Origin of the sequence: Cytobacillus oceanisediminis (assembly GCF_003182355.1) — a bacterium.
GTDB classification, from domain to species: Bacteria; Bacillota; Bacilli; order Bacillales; family Cytobacillaceae; genus Cytobacillus; species Cytobacillus oceanisediminis_A.
In genome coordinates this window covers 744,468-759,272 of record NZ_QGTW01000001.1, presented here as the reverse complement: position 1 = coordinate 759,272, position 14,805 = coordinate 744,468, and the positions used below count along the sequence as shown (strand labels likewise).

The window sequence follows — 14,805 nt, the reverse complement described above, 5'->3', positions numbered from 1 at the left end:
TTACCACACTCCTTTAGTTGTGATTTCCATATTAGTTTCCACATGAGGCTAGAAACATATCATATTCTCTAATATTCCATGTTAGAATTTCCTGAATGCAGTGTGTTTAATGTGGATTAATTATTAGTAAATAGTGGATAATAGCCATTTTTTATAAACCCACCTGTAATTATTTATAAAAAATGGGTCGCAGTTAGATACTGAAGTTCGGAACGGAAGGGAACTTATTATAAATAAGGTAGTGGTTCGTGGCAGGCATACTTGGGAAAGCAACTGTTTACCAGCTGAGCGAAATTCGGTGCAAAAGTCTTGAATATTGATCGTAAAGATTAAGGGCAGGCTAGTGAGGCTTCTGCAGGAATCATTTGTTCTCAGCTTTCGGCCTACCGGAGCCAGGCCTGGCACAGGCTGGCAATGCAGGGGCTCATTTTTCCCCAGACTTAGTAAATGATTAAATGAAGGCAAGTCAGAAATAGGGTACCGGCACTCCTTATTCAACTAAAGGGTGCGTTGATTCAAGAAGGATTAACCACCTTTTTTGTTGAACTCCTTATTGAACAAACGAAGCAGGTTAGTGGAGAAGGAAACACTTAAAGTCCTAGAATTTAAGGTGAAGACAGAAATTTAGGGAGAATAAAAATCAAAATAAACCCGTTGAAGACTTTTTCTGTTCCGCCGTATATTATTGCGGCATTGTTGAAAATTTTGATTCCACCGAGAAGCCCAACAAATTGAAACATCTTCTTGTATCGCTTTTAGATTTATATACAAAAAGCCATGTATCTTCCCGAAGTCAAGCCAGAAAACGATAATCTAATTGATTTTGAAATATCTGTACCAACAATAGAATTTATCCTTTAATAAAGGATGCTTTTTTTGATTCTTAAACAAAAGGGGCAGCATTCATGTAGTAAATGAAAATGAGTTTCAAGTTTTGTGAAGAAATGTACTTAAACAAAAGGGTGCAAGAGTTTGCGGGGCTGAGGCAGGGATCTTATTGTGCTAATGGGGCAGGTTAGTTTACCACCTATCGAGAATATATTGGTACCATCATTTGTATACTCCAAGAGAAAGTAAATTTAAGTGTGGAGGTATTCAAATGAATAATAATAAAAATACTGTTGGGAATAAAAAATCATACTGGGGTTATGTAGCAGGAGTGTGTGCAATTCTTTATGCTGCTCCACATTTATGGTGGGGATTAGGTATTGATTTTGCATTTCCAGGTAAATATAATTCTGCCTCTAATAATTTTTGGTCCGTTGCAATTGGATTTTGGGGTATGGGATTAGTGGCTGTTTTAGCAGCACTGTTTTGCCTATCATTTGTAAGACCTTGGGGCAAAAAAATTCCAAGTCTTTTGCTGGTTATTCCCGGATGGGTTTCAGCAGCAGGATTAACATTTTGGGGCCTTGGTTATTTTTATTTAAGGTTCTTTCTTGGGGTTAACCGAGTGACATCCACAGAGGCATTCATCTATTATGATACCAATGTACATTCAGTAATTTGGGGCTACGTTTGGTATACTCTTTTCTTGATTTGGGGACTCTCTCTTTGTTTTACAGTTTTGAATTATCAAAGGAAATTAAAACTGAATCATATGCCGAAATCTTATAATAATGATAAATCAGCTAAGATGCTATGAAGATTTTTTTAAACTAATGGTGCGATACTTCAGTAATGGAGGATCGCTTTTATTATTTCGCTAACGGGATTATTACTTTGACAAGTAAAAGAGATTATGAAGATTTCTACTTAACTATAAGGTGCTTATGTTCAAGAATCCCACCTTTTATCTCACAGTTTGTGTCAATTGCGACATAAAAAGGTAGATTTTCATTTCTCTTGTTCCACTAACCTGCTCTTTAGATGAACAAAAAAGCCACCGGGTGTGACAGCTGATCTTGAAAATAAGCACCCTTTAATTCAACAAGTATGTTATTCTTAGTGAATTTGATCGGAATGTGAATATTTGTACTTAAACTATCGGGTGCAAAAGTTGAAGATCAGAGCTGCCATTGCGGCAGATTTTTCTTATTCCAACGGGCAGGTTATTAGAACAAAAAAGATGAAAAAATATCCCTCTTTTATGTGGTATTTGACACATACTACGAAAAAAATAGGCTTCATAATAAAAAAGCGCCTAACAAGAGGCGCTTGATACATTAGCAATCCTTAGATTGATTGTAGTGAAGAGGAGGAGGGATTAACCAACCTTTTTCTTTGTTAAGCTTTAACATTTTTAAGCCAAATTGGGCCTTTGCCACATGAAATTGGCCATACATCATGGCAATATCTTCTCGAATACTTTGACCCATTACTTGACTACATGTCACTAATCCAGCAGCTACATCTTTTGAAATTGATGCGCTTATTTCTGGATCAGTAAATCTGGCTCCTACCGGGATACTTTCTAGATTTGCATTAGGGCGATCTGGTGGAGCAGGTGGTAATCCAATTCCATTTGCTTTTAACAATTCTTGCAATTGATTGTTCTCGTTTTTTAAACCTTGTATCGCTTCTTCAATGAGTTTCTTTAAGTCTTGATCACCAGTATGGTTAAAAAAAGATTGATATCCGGCAATTAGGCCATTATTAGTCAATAGGTGAGTCCAAGTCGAAATTACCTCACCATAATGCATTGGTTCATCCTGGGGGTTACCACTTAATATTCCCATAACTACACTCCTTATCATTTTTTGAATATTCATGGGTTACTCCTTTTAACTAGAAATAGAGTACAAGGATATTATGTATTTGCATGCAGGAAAATATTCACTATACAGAAATTTTTGGTAAGAATATATATGACTGACCACTAGGGGATAAATGTTATACTGCACAGTTCGAACATGGAAGGTGGTTATTAAACTAAACCAAAGGGTGGTTTAGTTCAACAAGACATAGTAATTTAGTAATTAAGATCTTCAACGATCGGGCGTATTTCTGTAGCAAGAAATGCGCTCAAAATAGGAAAAGGCACCTTTTTAGGCACCTTTAAGTAGCTGGCTGAAGGCTAAATTTTCTGTTTAAGTTCAGTTTATGTATACTATTTACTAATGATTGGGGCATAGCCCGTTTTTTTTTTTTAAAAGAGCAAGGTGCAGCTGTTATATTTATGGATGATGGAGTCACGCCTTGCACATGAATTTTATTTTCCCATTCGCGATTGGTAAATATACAAACTTTGGAATTAAGTCAAATTTTAGTTATTCCAGAATTGGGCGCTTTAATGGAATAAAACAAATAAAAAGTCGATTCCTTTAACGTACTGTTAATCGGCTTTTTTTTGGTGGAGTGTTTGCTTAGCGTACAAAATTCGCGTATTTCGGGTGCTGCCCCCTAAAAGAAAAAGACCGCCGGGAATCTGGCTGTTGGGAATTTATTCTATAGATAATCGTCATTAATAATTCATAGCTATATTATTTTATAAGTTTTTATTCAAGAAAAGGGCGCGTTAGTTTAAAAAATAATTGATTTTATGAGTGAGGACATATTTTTATTTAAAAGACGCTTTACTGAAATAAGGAAAGCATCTTTCTTCATGAATAGGGCCAGTTTGTTGAAGAAGGATATTTTCTGTTTTTAGCGAATTAGAATTACAAAAAACTAATCAAGAATACAGGATATTGCAAAATAACAGGAACATAGGAGGTATGAGATATGAAAATCCATAGAATAGATCATGTGGGTGTAATCGTAAATGATCTCTCTGCCGCTAAAGAGTTTTTTCTCGATTTTGGCCTTGAGGTGCAAGGGGAATAGGAATCGGAAGGAGAGTGGATGGATCAGGTAGTTGGGGTTAAAGACGTTAAAGTAGCATGTGTAGGATTGCGGACGCCAGACGGTCAGGCATGGATAGAGCTAATCAAATTTTATACGCCGTCAGATGAAAAAGATATTCAGCAACCTTTTGCAAATACCCTAGGTATCCGGCATATTGCATTTGCTGTTGAAGATAAAGAAGACGTCAAAGACCTAAACTGGAAACCGTTATGAGTACAAAAAAGGATATACGATTATGTTTGTTAATCAAGAATCGGGCTCTTTTCTTTAATAGGAAAAGTGTCCTTTATTATGAATAGGGCCATATTGTGGAGGATCGTCCCTAAAGACTATTGGATATATATGTTAAAATATTAGAGATTGTGAAGGTTTCTACTTACACTAACGCTGCAGAATATTTCATTAACAATATTAGTGAAAATTAGTAAGAATTATTGATATTTAACAATTTCATAATGTCTAGCGTCTTATGCTTATTAGATAGTCTAATGTAGAACTATCAATGGAGGTAAAAATAAATCAAAATGGGAAATTAGTAATCCAACAAATTGAGAAATTATCTAATTTTAGAGATATAGGAGGTTGGAAGACCAGCGACGGAAATTTCATGAAATCAGGTGTCCTCTTCCGTTCTGATGAATTGTCTAGGGTTACGGATAAAGATATTTCGATACTACAAACGCTTAACATAAAAGTTATATGTGATCTCCGTACACCAAATGAATGCATCAAAAAACAGGCTCCACTTTTGCTAAAAAATTTCATGAGTTGTTTCCAATTAATATTGTGAGTTTCCGAATCATGGAAAGGAATATTTATAATATTGATTCCCTGCTATCAACATCTTGCTTTTGAACGAACCTCTCAGATAAAGGAAATTATCACCTCATTATCTTATGAACGTAATCTACCAGCTCTGGTTCACTGTACAGCTGGGAAAGACCGAACGGGGTATATATCTGCATTAATTCAATTGCTTGTTGGTATTCCTTATGAAACTGTTATACAGGAGTACCTCATGACGAATCGTTTTTATGAATCTCGTATGGAAAAATTAACAAAAGTAATGAAATGGATAACTCTTTTTCAGGTCTCAACAGAGCGAATTAAGCTAATTTTAATGGCTGATCGAGAGGTTCTTGATGGAGTATATGATAATATTATTCGAAGATACGGTTCAGTTGAAACTTATCTTTGCGAAGCATGTGAAATTAATCAAACCATGATACTGAAACTTAAGAACATGTTATTAGAGTAGAAACTCGTTTTGAAATTGACTAATGCTTTGTGAACTATAGGATTCTTATCTTTTATAGACCCAGTTGCCAATAGGTAGCTGTTTTTTTGTTTCACTATGGGGGTAGCATTCCTAAATAAACTAACTGTAAAAAAGACAAATTTGTGAAGAAATGTACTTAAAGTAAAGGGTGCTTATGTTCAAGATCAGCTGCCGAACAGGCGGCTTTTTATTTTTTTTACCAATGGGATAGTATTTTGTCATTAAAATATATCATTGGAAAACAATAAATGACATAAGTTATCTATATTAGCAATTTCCCTCAGTCAAGAACTACGGGAATATGGAAAAACTAAGATAAAGGATTTTTAGACCAATTAATAAAAAGACAAACAATAACAAACGCTCTCAGGGATATTTCTAATATACTTTTTAATGAAAGGGTCAATTTATTATTTAAGCTTTTAATTACAGTTATTCAAGATATGTAGTTTTACTTTATGGATGTCTAACGATTTACAAAGTTACCAAGTAAACAAAATGTAAATAGAATGTCACGGTATTAGTGTTGTTGTCATTACCTTCTCAGTATAGACTGTATTCTTGAGGAGTGAAAACAATGAAAACAGTAACTGTATCACAATTAATTTTCAAGAAAAGGTTATCTATGATTGAACAAAGGTCACTAAAAGACTATGTTATTAAATGGCTCAACTACCCAGAGGAAAAACTAGATGATATACTCCACCTTCAGTACAGTGAAGATGTCTTTGGGAAGTTAGAGAGCAAACTAGAAAGTGAAATAACCATTCATAATAACGAATATTTTAGATATATTACCTTAACAGAAGATAATCAGATTATTATAGGAGTTTTAGATTCAAATAAATTCTTGCTGCATAAAATTTTATCTTTGGATGAACTTTTAGCGTAATTAAAAAGGTTTTTTATTGAAGCGGGGGAAGAACAATGACTAAGAACAAAGCTAAAATAGGTGACCGGGTTTCTTTTCAAAGAAAAGAAATAATAATTGAAGGTGTTGTTGGAGTTGTAAGGGATAATAGTGTGATTGTTGACATTTCAATGGAATCGAGCCAAAGTTTACATTATGATACTACCAAAACTGTCGTCAAACATTCTAATTACGTAGTTTTATCTTCCCCCGAAACCTCCTAATCCTTAAAACTCTTTGACAACAGGCGGCATTTTTTTTCTGCTAACTGAGGGGATAAAAGTTTGTGATATTATGTACTTAAACAAACGGGGTAAGAGTACAAAAGCAACGCTTGAACTGCGTTGCTTCTTTGTTAGAAATATCTTTGGTATAACTCCTGCCTGAGCCTTCCGCTTAATTGAGCATATATCCGACGCTTTTCTCGTGTCCCAAAAGACTTTGTATAACTTCAACAGGGGCCCCATTATTTAATAAGTGGGTAGCATAACTGTGTCTAAGTTGGTGGGGATGGATTTCCTTATTAATTCCTGCACGAACTGAGATTCGTTTTATGACATACCTCTTTTGGGCAATACTCATTCTGTGTGGCTGCCGCTCTGTTACAAATATAGCTGGATCCTTATCCTGGCGGCTGTCTATGTATCGCTTCAGCCAAATTTCGGCTCGGATATTAAAATAGACTTCACGTTCCTTATCTCCCTTTCCCCTGACAATTGCAGAACGGTTGGACCAATTAATCCAATTGCTTTCAAGTGAAACAATTTCACCGATCCTACAGCCAGGCGGGAACATAAATTCAAATAAGGCATTTTCCATCGGGCTAATACAAGCCTCACGCAAAAGCTCAATCTCCCTTTCGGTTAGAAACTTGGGATTCTCTTGCCCACCACCTTTGGATCCTTAATTTTAGCAGCTGGGTTGATGGGTGGAATGACCTTCCTCATGGCACCAATGGAATAATGATTTCAAAAACCGTATTCTGTGTGCCATACTTGCTGGTTTTAAATTACCTGAATTGGAGAGGTATCCTTTAATTTTCCTGTAGTTAGAGTTGTAATTTTTGCATCTTCGAAATAACTAATAAGAAGCTTTGCCTGAACTCCATATGCTTTTAAGGTATATGGCGAAAAGCCCTCAATACGTTTATCAGCTTCATATGTTTTCCACGCGTTAGATAATAACAAATAAATTCCCTCCCATTAAATTGGATTCCAAGAGGAATTATTGACTGGATTATACGAAAAAGTCTCAACGAAAAAGTCTCAACGAAAAAGACTTTTTAAGCTAACGGGGCAGCATTCCTGTAGTAAATAAAGTGTGAAAAAAGGATTAGTTTGTTAAGAAATGTACTAAAGTAACGGGTGCTTATGTTCAAGATCAGCTGCTAATCGGGCAGCTTTTTTCTTTTTAAACTAAAGGGGCAGGTTAGCTTAAGAAGATGTAGTTAATATTGACTTCGATGAATTATAATTATGGTGTTAGAAAGTGCTTATAAAAGGAGAATATAAAATGCCTGTTATTGAGCATCAACAATTTATTAATGCACCTATTGAAGTATGTTTTGACCTTGCGAGGAATGTAGATATTCATACTCAAACGACCTCTAATACAAAGGAAAGAGCCGTTGTTGGAGGGACAGAAGGGTTATTAGAGGAGGGAGATACTGTTACTTGGGAAGCCATTCATTTTGGTATTAAACAAAGGCTGACAGCCAAAGTGACATTAATGGAAAAACCCAATAAGTTTGTAGATGTGATGGTGAAAGGAGCCTTCCATTCCTTTGTTCACACACATCAGTTTATCGAAGAAGCAGATGGAACCATAATGATAGACAAATTCCAATATAAGTCTCCATTCGGTCCAATTGGCGTTATAGCCGATAAGTTGTTTTTGGAGAAGTATATGAGAGTTTTTATTGTTTCGCGTGCAAAGGCACTAAAAAATATTGCCGAAAATATGAATTAAACTTATTGAAGCAGCTGGTAAGTTAATATGATTGGAAAAGGAGAAAGTGAAGAATGTGGGATGGAAATATGGATTCCTGTTCAATGAAACTTCGAAAAAATCGATATTGTAAAATGATGTACTTAAACTATAGGGTGCTATTATTAAACAAGTACTTGTTTAAAAAAATTCAAAGAATTTTGATAAACCAACCAACATCCCTTTTGTGTTGTCAATTACGCTCCACACATTGTGAAGCAGTTGCGTGGTTGGAGTTGGTATAACAGTAGAGCAGTTGATATAGATAAAATCTATACCATCTGCTTTTTTGTTTAAAAAATACCATTCAGGACCGATTTTCGTTAAAATAAATATTGCCGATTTTCACAATTGTTTTTCACATATCATAAATGTCCAAATGTACTTGTGTTTGATAATAAGTTAATAAGCATGATATATAAGTGTAAAAGAAGTGGAACATTTGGCTTTATATTTTTTGGCCGAGAGTTTAAAGTTGTATCCATAGTGAGAGGATTTGAGTTTGAAATGATAGATAATTTTTGGCATGATTTACCACGACCATTTTTTGTACTTGCACCAATGGAAGATGTAACAGATGTTGTTTTTCGTCACGTAGTAAGTGAAGCTGGTCGCCCTGATGTATTTTTCACAGAGTTTACAAACTCGGATAGCTATTGTCATCCAGAGGGTATGAAAAGTGTGCGCGGCCGTTTGATTTTTACAGAAGATGAACAGCCAATGGTGGCACATATTTGGGGGGATAATCCCGAACATTTCCGTCAAATGAGTATTGGCATGGCGGAGCTGGGATTTAAAGGCATCGATATTAATATGGGCTGCCCTGTACCGAATGTGGCATCGAGAGGGAAGGGTAGTGGCCTTATTCTGCGTCCAGACGTTGCGTCAGAACTTATTCAAGCAGCAAAAGCGGGCGGACTGCCTGTCAGCGTGAAAACACGACTTGGCTATAAGGATGTAAATGAGTGGGAGGAGTGGCTAACGCATATTTTAAAACAGGATATTGCGAACCTTTCTATTCATTTACGTACAAGAAAGGAAATGAGCCAAGTAGATGCGCATTGGGAGCTAATTCCGGAAATCAAAAAATTACGTGACCGTATCGCACCAAATACGCTACTAACAATCAATGGAGACATTCCTGACCGTCAAACTGGGCTGCAGCTTGCTGAACAATATGGTATTGATGGCGTTATGATCGGACGAGGTATTTTTAAAAATCCTTTTGCTTTTGAAAAAGAGCCAAAAGAGCATAGCAGTAAAGAATACCTTGATCTATTAAGACTGCAACTTGATCTTCAAGATCAATATGCGGAAGTATTGCCACGTTCAATCACAGGGCTTCATCGCTTTTTCAAAATTTATGTCAAAGGATTCCGTGGAGCTGGTGAATTAAGAAATCAATTGATGAACACGAAATCAACAGATGAAGTGCGTGCATTGCTTGATAACTTTGGAAAAGAATGTGGATGGGACGGGGACAGTGAAATGTTGTAACTCTCAAAAAGTTAGAGGAAAAATGAATCATATCAACTCATGTGTACTTATTTTATTCAGGTTCAAGTTCCTTTGCAGCGGCAACTTTTGTTTTGATAAAGTCTGTTTTCTGAATGAATAAGGTCTCAAGAATGTAATAGACCCACCAGCACTCTTGTGTTGCCACATTCTGCACATTGTGAGGATATGGCGAAAATTGAATTGGTATGAGAGTAACAGCCTTGTCCATTAGCGATAAGGCTGTTTTTCAGTAATTTGAGTGGTATCAGTAACTGTCTTTCTTTGCGTCTCTACTAATAATATTACGGAGTTATTCCCAAATATATAGATTATCCTCCTGGATGGTATCCAATAGGGTATAGAATAGTGGTTGCAGTCTAATTAAACCAGATTCTGAGAATAAAGGTTCACTTTATTGTAGATAATGGTGGAACATTAGATGATTCAAACGGCTATTTAAACTTTAATTTGATAAATGATTTTACCAGGTTGCAAGTTTTGGGAGTGGAGTCTTTTTACTAGGCAGTTTAGTTACATAAGGGAATCGTCACTAGCCACTCTTCTATAAAGGAAGTGTGGCTATTGTTATCGAAATACACAGTTATCAAAAAGTTACAAGGGGAGTTATAAATGACGAATAAAAGTAAGATCTATTACGGAGAACATGAATCTCAATTTGGTGTATTACGAATGCCTGAGAATTCATACTCTTGTCCAGTAATAGTTTTAATTCATGGAGGTTTTTGGCAAGCACGATACAACTTAGAGGAGAATAATCCAATTGCTGATGATTTAACCCAAAGAGGTTATGCAACTTGGAATATCGAGTATCGGAGAGTGGGGGAAGATCGAGGAGGATGGACCAGCACATTTAATGATGTTATTGATGCTATAAACCATCTATCAAAAATTGCTGAGTCAAATCCTATAGACCTATCAAAAGTTATTGTTATTGGTCATTCGGCAGGCGGACATTTAGCCCTTTGGTTAGGTTCAAGAATTAAATCAGTTTCAATCGATGGTCCTTTTAACAAGCTTCTTGTTTCTGTTCAAAAAGTGATCAGTTTAGCTGGAGTTACAGACTTAGTAAAGATGTGGGAAATCCACGAACAAAAGAAAAAGAAGAGTCACGTAGCGGCACTATTAGATGGATCCCCTGAAGAAGTTTCTGAACGTTATAAATTGACTTCCCCTGTTGAATTATTGCCAATGAAGGTAGAACAAGTGTTGATACATGGTGAATTAGATCGCCATGTTCCAGTAGATTTAAGTAAGGATTATTACAAATATGCTGTGGAAAAGGGGGAAAACGTAAAGCTAGTTATTCTCCCATATATAGAGCATTTTAAAATTATTGAACCAACTTCTTCTGCATGGACCTCTGTTATTGACTTATTATAATTTCTTTATTGAACTAAAGGGGCAGGTTAGTGGAACAAGAACTACAAAAACCATCCTATATTGAAGGGTTTTTATCTTTATCATAAATTGGTGATGTACTAGAGTGGGTTAATATGCGGTCTATTATTTTTTTAGTAAGTGGCATGAAGTAATTGAGTATTAGACCTCCTAAACAAACGGTTAATAAAGTTCCAATGCCAACAGGTCCATTGAATATTATTGCCATCATCAAGAATACCAGGTAAATGCCTGTTCTCGATAACAGTATATTTGTTCTAGTTAATTCTTGTATGATTAAGGTTAAACGGTCTATTGGAATAGGGGCAAAATTTGTGTGTAAATAAATGGCTGTTCCTAATCCTATAGCAACTAAGCCGATTCCAAAACAAACTACTTTGATGTACCCCAGTTCAGGAGTTATCAAATTGTCCAATAAAAAAAGCCACATATCAATACCAATACCCGTTATAAATGCTGTTAAGAAGCCCAAAACTTCTGGTCTTTGTCTTTTTAAAAATGAATTACAACATATCAATATTAAAGCTATTATGATTTCCCAACTTCCCACAGTAAGCCCCACATTTATGGACAGTCCTACCAAAAGTGCATCAAAAGGTGAAGTCCCAAGGTCTGATTGTATAGTGAAAGAAATACCAAGGGTCAATATTAAAATTCCTAATACATAAAAAACATATTTCATTTTACTCGACCTCTTTATCATTATTTTTTTGTTGCAAATGCAACAAAGTTAGGTTAAGTTTAATATATGGCATTTTTGTTGCATTTGCAACAAAAATATGTGCGAAGGAGGCAATTATGAAGGAAATTCTTCGTGAGATTGGAATGATAGCAAGGGCCTTAGATTCTATAAGTAATCTAGAATTTAAAGAATATGACCTTACAAAAGGACAGTATTTGTACCTTGTGCGAATATGTGAAAACCCAGGAATCATTCAAGAAAAGTTAGCCGAGATGATAAAAGTAGATCGAACAACAGCAGCTCGTGCTATAAAAAAACTTGAAATGAATGGCTTTATTGAAAAGAAAGAGGATAAACATAACAAAAAAATTAAAAAACTTTTTCCAACAGAGAAAGGGAAAAATGTTTATCCTTTTATAAAAAGAGAAAATGATTATTCCAATATCGTTGCATTAAAGGGATTTTCCGAAAAAGAAGCAGAAACCATTTTCAATCTTCTTCAAAGAGTAAGAAGAAATGTAGAAAAAGACTGGGAATTTGTAAAAAAGGGAAACAAGAGAGATTATTGATTATATAAAGGAGCGACATATTTAAAATGACTATAAATATAAAACAGTGTAATCTTGAGGATTTACCCACACTTCAAGAAATTAGTTATGAAACATTTAATGAGACATTTAAGGAACAGAACTCACCCGAAAATATGAATGCCTATTTGGAAAGGGCATTTAACTTAAAACAATTAGAAAAAGAATTATCCAATATCTATTCGCAATTCTTTTTTGTTTATTTTAATAATGAAGTCGCTGGATATTTAAAGGTCAATATCAATGATGCTCAGTCTGAAGAAATGGATGATGAATCACTTGAAATCGAGAGGATTTATATAAAGAGCAAATTTCAAAAACATGGGCTTGGTAAATATCTGCTAAATAAAGCGATGGAAATCGCGAGGGAACGTAATAAAAAGAAAATCTGGCTAGGCGTTTGGGAAAAAAATAAAAATGCTATTGATTTTTATAAGAAAATGGGGTTTGTTCAAACTGGAGCCCACTCTTTTTATATGGGTGATGAAGAACAAATAGATTTTATAATGACAAAAACGCAAAAATAATATTTCAAAAGGCGGGTTATTATGTATATTCCAAAATATTATAAGGTTACAAATGTGGATGAGATTTGGGATTTTGTTCAAAAAAACTCTTTTGGCACGATTGTCACAACAGATCAAGGGAAACCAATTGCCACGCATTTGCCTTTGGGTTTAAAGAAAAAAGACGATGATTACTATCTTACTGGACATATGGCGTTTGGGAATCCCCAGTGGAAAACATTTGAAACCTGTGAAGATGTGCTTGTCATGTTTCAAGGACCGAATGCTTACATTTCTTCTTCTTGGTATGGTCATGAAGAAGTTCCAACATGGAATTATCAAGCCGTCCATGTATATGGTAAAGTAAGCATTTTAGAGAAAGATGAATTAATAGAAGAGTTAACAATAATGCTGGAAAAATATGAAAAACACCGGGAAAATCCAGTTTTATGGGATAAACTTTCTCCTCAACTCTTAGAAAGTGAATTGAAAGGTATTGTTGGGTTTAAGATTAAACTGGGAGAAATTCAGGCTGCATATAAATTAAGTCAGAACCGAAATGAAAAGGATTATATTAACATCATTGATAAATTAAAAAATGAAGGAAATCCAAATTCGAAACAAATGGCAGAATTGATGGAAAAAAGAGTAAACAGTCACAAATAAGCCCATTTTTGGGTGGGTTTTATTTTTTTGTAGTGTGCAGATCCCTTTAGAAGGAATGAGTACATTTCTCTGGAACCATTAATTTGATTACACGGTTTTTGTTAGTATTGGACGGAGACTCGATGCATTACCTAATAAAAAGTATGGAGGAAGTCTAATGAACATACATAATATACTGGTAGCAGGTAACTATGAAAAGCAATTTCAAGAGCAGTTACCTCCTAAAATAACTCAGACCTTTCGTTTTAAAGGGATTGATGAAATAACAGAAGAGGATTTGTCATGGGCAGATGCCTATGTCGGTTTCAAGCCATGTCCAGGCTTCCACTTTGCCGATATTAAATGGGTACATTCCTTTAATGCGGGTGTAAACAATTATTTAGAAATTGATGGATGGAAGGGACATGATATTTTACTAACCCGCACGGTTTGCTCGTTTGGACAAAGAATAAGCGAGTATTGTTTAAGCTATGTATTAAGAGATCTTCAATATCATCAATACTTTGAAGGAAAACAAACGGAGAAAAAGTGGGCTCCACAAACTCCACAAATGGTGAAGGATCAAACGATTGTTATCTTTGGTACAGGAGAGATCGGACAGGAGGCTGCAAAAGTATTTTCAAGTTTTGGAGCCACCGTTTACGGCGTCTCGCAAAGCGGTAAACAAAAGGAGTATTTTCAAAAGGTAACGGAAACCAGCTCTGCAAGCACGCTGGCTGCACAGGCAGATTGGATTATCAGCACATTACCTTTGACAAATGAAACGAGTAAGCTATTTGATCGTGCGTTTTTCAGCAATTTAAACGGCGCTGCCTTTATCAATGTCGGCAGAGGCCTCACGGTGGACGAGCAAGCGCTCATTGAAGCGCTAAATTCACGAAAAGTCCGTTACGCTGTGTTAGATGTTCTTGATACTGAGCCGCTGCCGGAGACTTCCGAACTTTGGGAAAGAGACGATATCGTCATCACTCCTCATATATCTGCTGTGACAGAGGTGACTGAAGCGATAGCATGCTTTTTTGATACATTGAAAAAAATCGAAAATAATGAAATTTTACCTAATAGGGTGGATTTTATGAAGGGGTATTAATATAAGCAAGGACCTTTGGTGGATTAGGATCATTCGTTTTTTAGCATTTACGTTTTCGTCGCAGAACAGAGGGAAATTGTTTAAAGGTATAAAATTATTAAGCAATCGGGTGCTATGTTTAAGATCAGGTGCCGAACCAGGTGGCTTTTTCTTTTTGCCTCTGTTAAATTTGCCTGTTGATTTCCGCTCCAGGTACTCAGCGAACCGCGGGCGGTCCGGCGATCCTCGGCGCATTCGCACCTGCGGGGCCTCCCGTTGACACGCTTCTCCCGCAGGACATTGAATAATCTTCCTCGAATAAACACCGCACGAAGGAAATGCGTCAGCATTTTCGAGGATCTCGCACCTTCCACTCCAATCAACAGGGTGCTAAAATCAACAATAAGCTTTAACACAG

General features: G+C 35.8%; 14 protein-coding genes and 2 pseudogenes. 13 read left to right on the top strand and 3 right to left on the bottom strand.

From position 1 onward, the window contains the following. Positions 1–1,099: 1,099 nt before the first annotated feature. Positions 1,100–1,645, top strand: a complete 546-nt coding sequence (locus DFO73_RS03595) for a DUF3995 domain-containing protein (protein ID WP_110063382.1) — start codon at positions 1,100–1,102, stop codon at positions 1,643–1,645. Positions 1,646–2,165: 520 nt separating this feature from the next. Here the strand turns inward: DFO73_RS03595 and DFO73_RS03590 are convergent. Further along, positions 2,166–2,711 (bottom strand): DUF3231 family protein, encoded by a 546-nt coding sequence (locus tag DFO73_RS03590; protein ID WP_110063381.1) that lies wholly within the window; start codon positions 2,709–2,711, stop codon positions 2,166–2,168. Positions 2,712–3,663: 952 nt separating this feature from the next. On the opposite strand from DFO73_RS03590, the gene DFO73_RS29745 reads away from it, so the two are divergent. The 5 genes and pseudogenes from DFO73_RS29745 to DFO73_RS03565 all read left to right on the top strand — a co-directional run bounded on the left by DFO73_RS29745 (position 3,664) and on the right by DFO73_RS03565 (position 6,199). Next, complete coding sequence (locus DFO73_RS29745; RefSeq protein WP_375137295.1) at positions 3,664–3,765, top strand: VOC family protein; 102 nt, start codon at positions 3,664–3,666, stop codon at positions 3,763–3,765. 18 nt (positions 3,766–3,783) lie between these two features. Beyond that, the gene (locus DFO73_RS29740) at positions 3,784–3,999 is read left to right on the top strand and encodes a hypothetical protein (protein ID WP_375137294.1); all 216 of its coding nucleotides are present in this window, start codon (positions 3,784–3,786) and stop codon (positions 3,997–3,999) included. Positions 4,000–4,288: 289 nt separating this feature from the next. Beyond that, positions 4,289–5,044, top strand: a pseudogene (locus DFO73_RS29145) (tyrosine-protein phosphatase). Between the two features lie 598 nt (positions 5,045–5,642). Then, positions 5,643–5,957, top strand: coding sequence for a hypothetical protein (locus tag DFO73_RS03570; protein ID WP_110063378.1), 315 nt, complete (start codon positions 5,643–5,645; stop codon positions 5,955–5,957). A 35-nt stretch (positions 5,958–5,992) separates the two neighbouring features. Continuing rightward, on the top strand, positions 5,993–6,199 hold the full coding sequence (locus DFO73_RS03565; protein ID WP_110063377.1) for a DUF2187 family protein: 207 nt from the start codon (positions 5,993–5,995) through the stop codon (positions 6,197–6,199). Between the two features lie 131 nt (positions 6,200–6,330). Here the strand turns inward: DFO73_RS03565 and DFO73_RS29735 are convergent. After that, positions 6,331–7,162, bottom strand: a pseudogene (locus DFO73_RS29735) (tyrosine-type recombinase/integrase). Positions 7,163–7,487: 325 nt separating this feature from the next. Here DFO73_RS29735 and DFO73_RS03555 point away from each other — a divergent pair. The 3 genes from DFO73_RS03555 (at position 7,488) to DFO73_RS03545 (ending at position 10,859) form a co-directional block, all read left to right on the top strand. Further along, positions 7,488–7,943 (top strand): SRPBCC family protein, encoded by a 456-nt coding sequence (locus DFO73_RS03555; protein WP_110063376.1) that lies wholly within the window; start codon positions 7,488–7,490, stop codon positions 7,941–7,943. 504 nt (positions 7,944–8,447) lie between these two features. Beyond that, positions 8,448–9,458 carry a tRNA dihydrouridine synthase gene (locus DFO73_RS03550; protein WP_181395902.1) on the top strand — a complete coding sequence of 337 codons (1,011 nt, stop codon included), beginning with the start codon at positions 8,448–8,450 and terminating at the stop codon, positions 9,456–9,458. A gap of 630 nt (positions 9,459–10,088) precedes the next feature. Further along, positions 10,089–10,859: an alpha/beta hydrolase family protein gene (locus DFO73_RS03545; RefSeq protein ID WP_110063374.1), complete on the top strand. Its 771-nt coding sequence runs from the start codon at positions 10,089–10,091 to the stop codon at positions 10,857–10,859. A 55-nt stretch (positions 10,860–10,914) separates the two neighbouring features. Here DFO73_RS03545 and DFO73_RS03540 read toward each other — a convergent pair whose 3' ends face one another. Then, complete coding sequence (locus tag DFO73_RS03540; RefSeq protein ID WP_110063373.1) at positions 10,915–11,559, bottom strand: YczE/YyaS/YitT family protein; 645 nt, start codon at positions 11,557–11,559, stop codon at positions 10,915–10,917. A 116-nt stretch (positions 11,560–11,675) separates the two neighbouring features. Here DFO73_RS03540 and DFO73_RS03535 point away from each other — a divergent pair, with 116 nt between their 5' ends. The 4 genes from DFO73_RS03535 to DFO73_RS03520 all read left to right on the top strand — a co-directional run bounded on the left by DFO73_RS03535 (position 11,676) and on the right by DFO73_RS03520 (position 14,408). Beyond that, positions 11,676–12,128 carry a MarR family winged helix-turn-helix transcriptional regulator gene (locus DFO73_RS03535; protein WP_110063372.1) on the top strand — a complete coding sequence of 151 codons (453 nt, stop codon included), beginning with the start codon at positions 11,676–11,678 and terminating at the stop codon, positions 12,126–12,128. Positions 12,129–12,154: 26 nt separating this feature from the next. Continuing rightward, the gene (locus DFO73_RS03530) at positions 12,155–12,673 is read left to right on the top strand and encodes a GNAT family N-acetyltransferase (protein ID WP_110063371.1); all 519 of its coding nucleotides are present in this window, start codon (positions 12,155–12,157) and stop codon (positions 12,671–12,673) included. A gap of 21 nt (positions 12,674–12,694) precedes the next feature. Further along, positions 12,695–13,318 (top strand): FMN-binding negative transcriptional regulator, encoded by a 624-nt coding sequence (locus DFO73_RS03525; RefSeq protein WP_110063370.1) that lies wholly within the window; start codon positions 12,695–12,697, stop codon positions 13,316–13,318. A 157-nt stretch (positions 13,319–13,475) separates the two neighbouring features. Then, entirely contained in the window at positions 13,476–14,408 is a 933-nt protein-coding gene (locus DFO73_RS03520) for a D-2-hydroxyacid dehydrogenase (protein ID WP_110063369.1), read from the top strand. Positions 14,409–14,805: the final 397 nt, after the last annotated feature.

Bases quoted from the DNA above. Each gene is read 5' to 3' on its own strand.
- DFO73_RS03595 (WP_110063382.1), top strand. From the start codon at position 1,100: ATGAATAATAATAAAAATACTGTTGGGAATAAAAAATCATACTGGGGT.
- DFO73_RS03590 (WP_110063381.1), bottom strand. From the start codon at position 2,711: ATGAATATTCAAAAAATGATAAGGAGTGTAGTTATGGGAATATTAAGT.
- DFO73_RS29745 (WP_375137295.1), top strand. From the start codon at position 3,664: ATGAAAATCCATAGAATAGATCATGTGGGTGTAATCGTAAATGATCTC.
- DFO73_RS29740 (WP_375137294.1), top strand. From the start codon at position 3,784: ATGGATCAGGTAGTTGGGGTTAAAGACGTTAAAGTAGCATGTGTAGGA.
- DFO73_RS03570 (WP_110063378.1), top strand. From the start codon at position 5,643: ATGAAAACAGTAACTGTATCACAATTAATTTTCAAGAAAAGGTTATCT.
- DFO73_RS03565 (WP_110063377.1), top strand. From the start codon at position 5,993: ATGACTAAGAACAAAGCTAAAATAGGTGACCGGGTTTCTTTTCAAAGA.
- DFO73_RS03555 (WP_110063376.1), top strand. From the start codon at position 7,488: ATGCCTGTTATTGAGCATCAACAATTTATTAATGCACCTATTGAAGTA.
- DFO73_RS03545 (WP_110063374.1), top strand. From the start codon at position 10,089: ATGACGAATAAAAGTAAGATCTATTACGGAGAACATGAATCTCAATTT.
- DFO73_RS03540 (WP_110063373.1), bottom strand. From the start codon at position 11,559: ATGAAATATGTTTTTTATGTATTAGGAATTTTAATATTGACCCTTGGT.
- DFO73_RS03535 (WP_110063372.1), top strand. From the start codon at position 11,676: ATGAAGGAAATTCTTCGTGAGATTGGAATGATAGCAAGGGCCTTAGAT.
- DFO73_RS03530 (WP_110063371.1), top strand. From the start codon at position 12,155: ATGACTATAAATATAAAACAGTGTAATCTTGAGGATTTACCCACACTT.
- DFO73_RS03525 (WP_110063370.1), top strand. From the start codon at position 12,695: ATGTATATTCCAAAATATTATAAGGTTACAAATGTGGATGAGATTTGG.
- DFO73_RS03520 (WP_110063369.1), top strand. From the start codon at position 13,476: ATGAACATACATAATATACTGGTAGCAGGTAACTATGAAAAGCAATTT.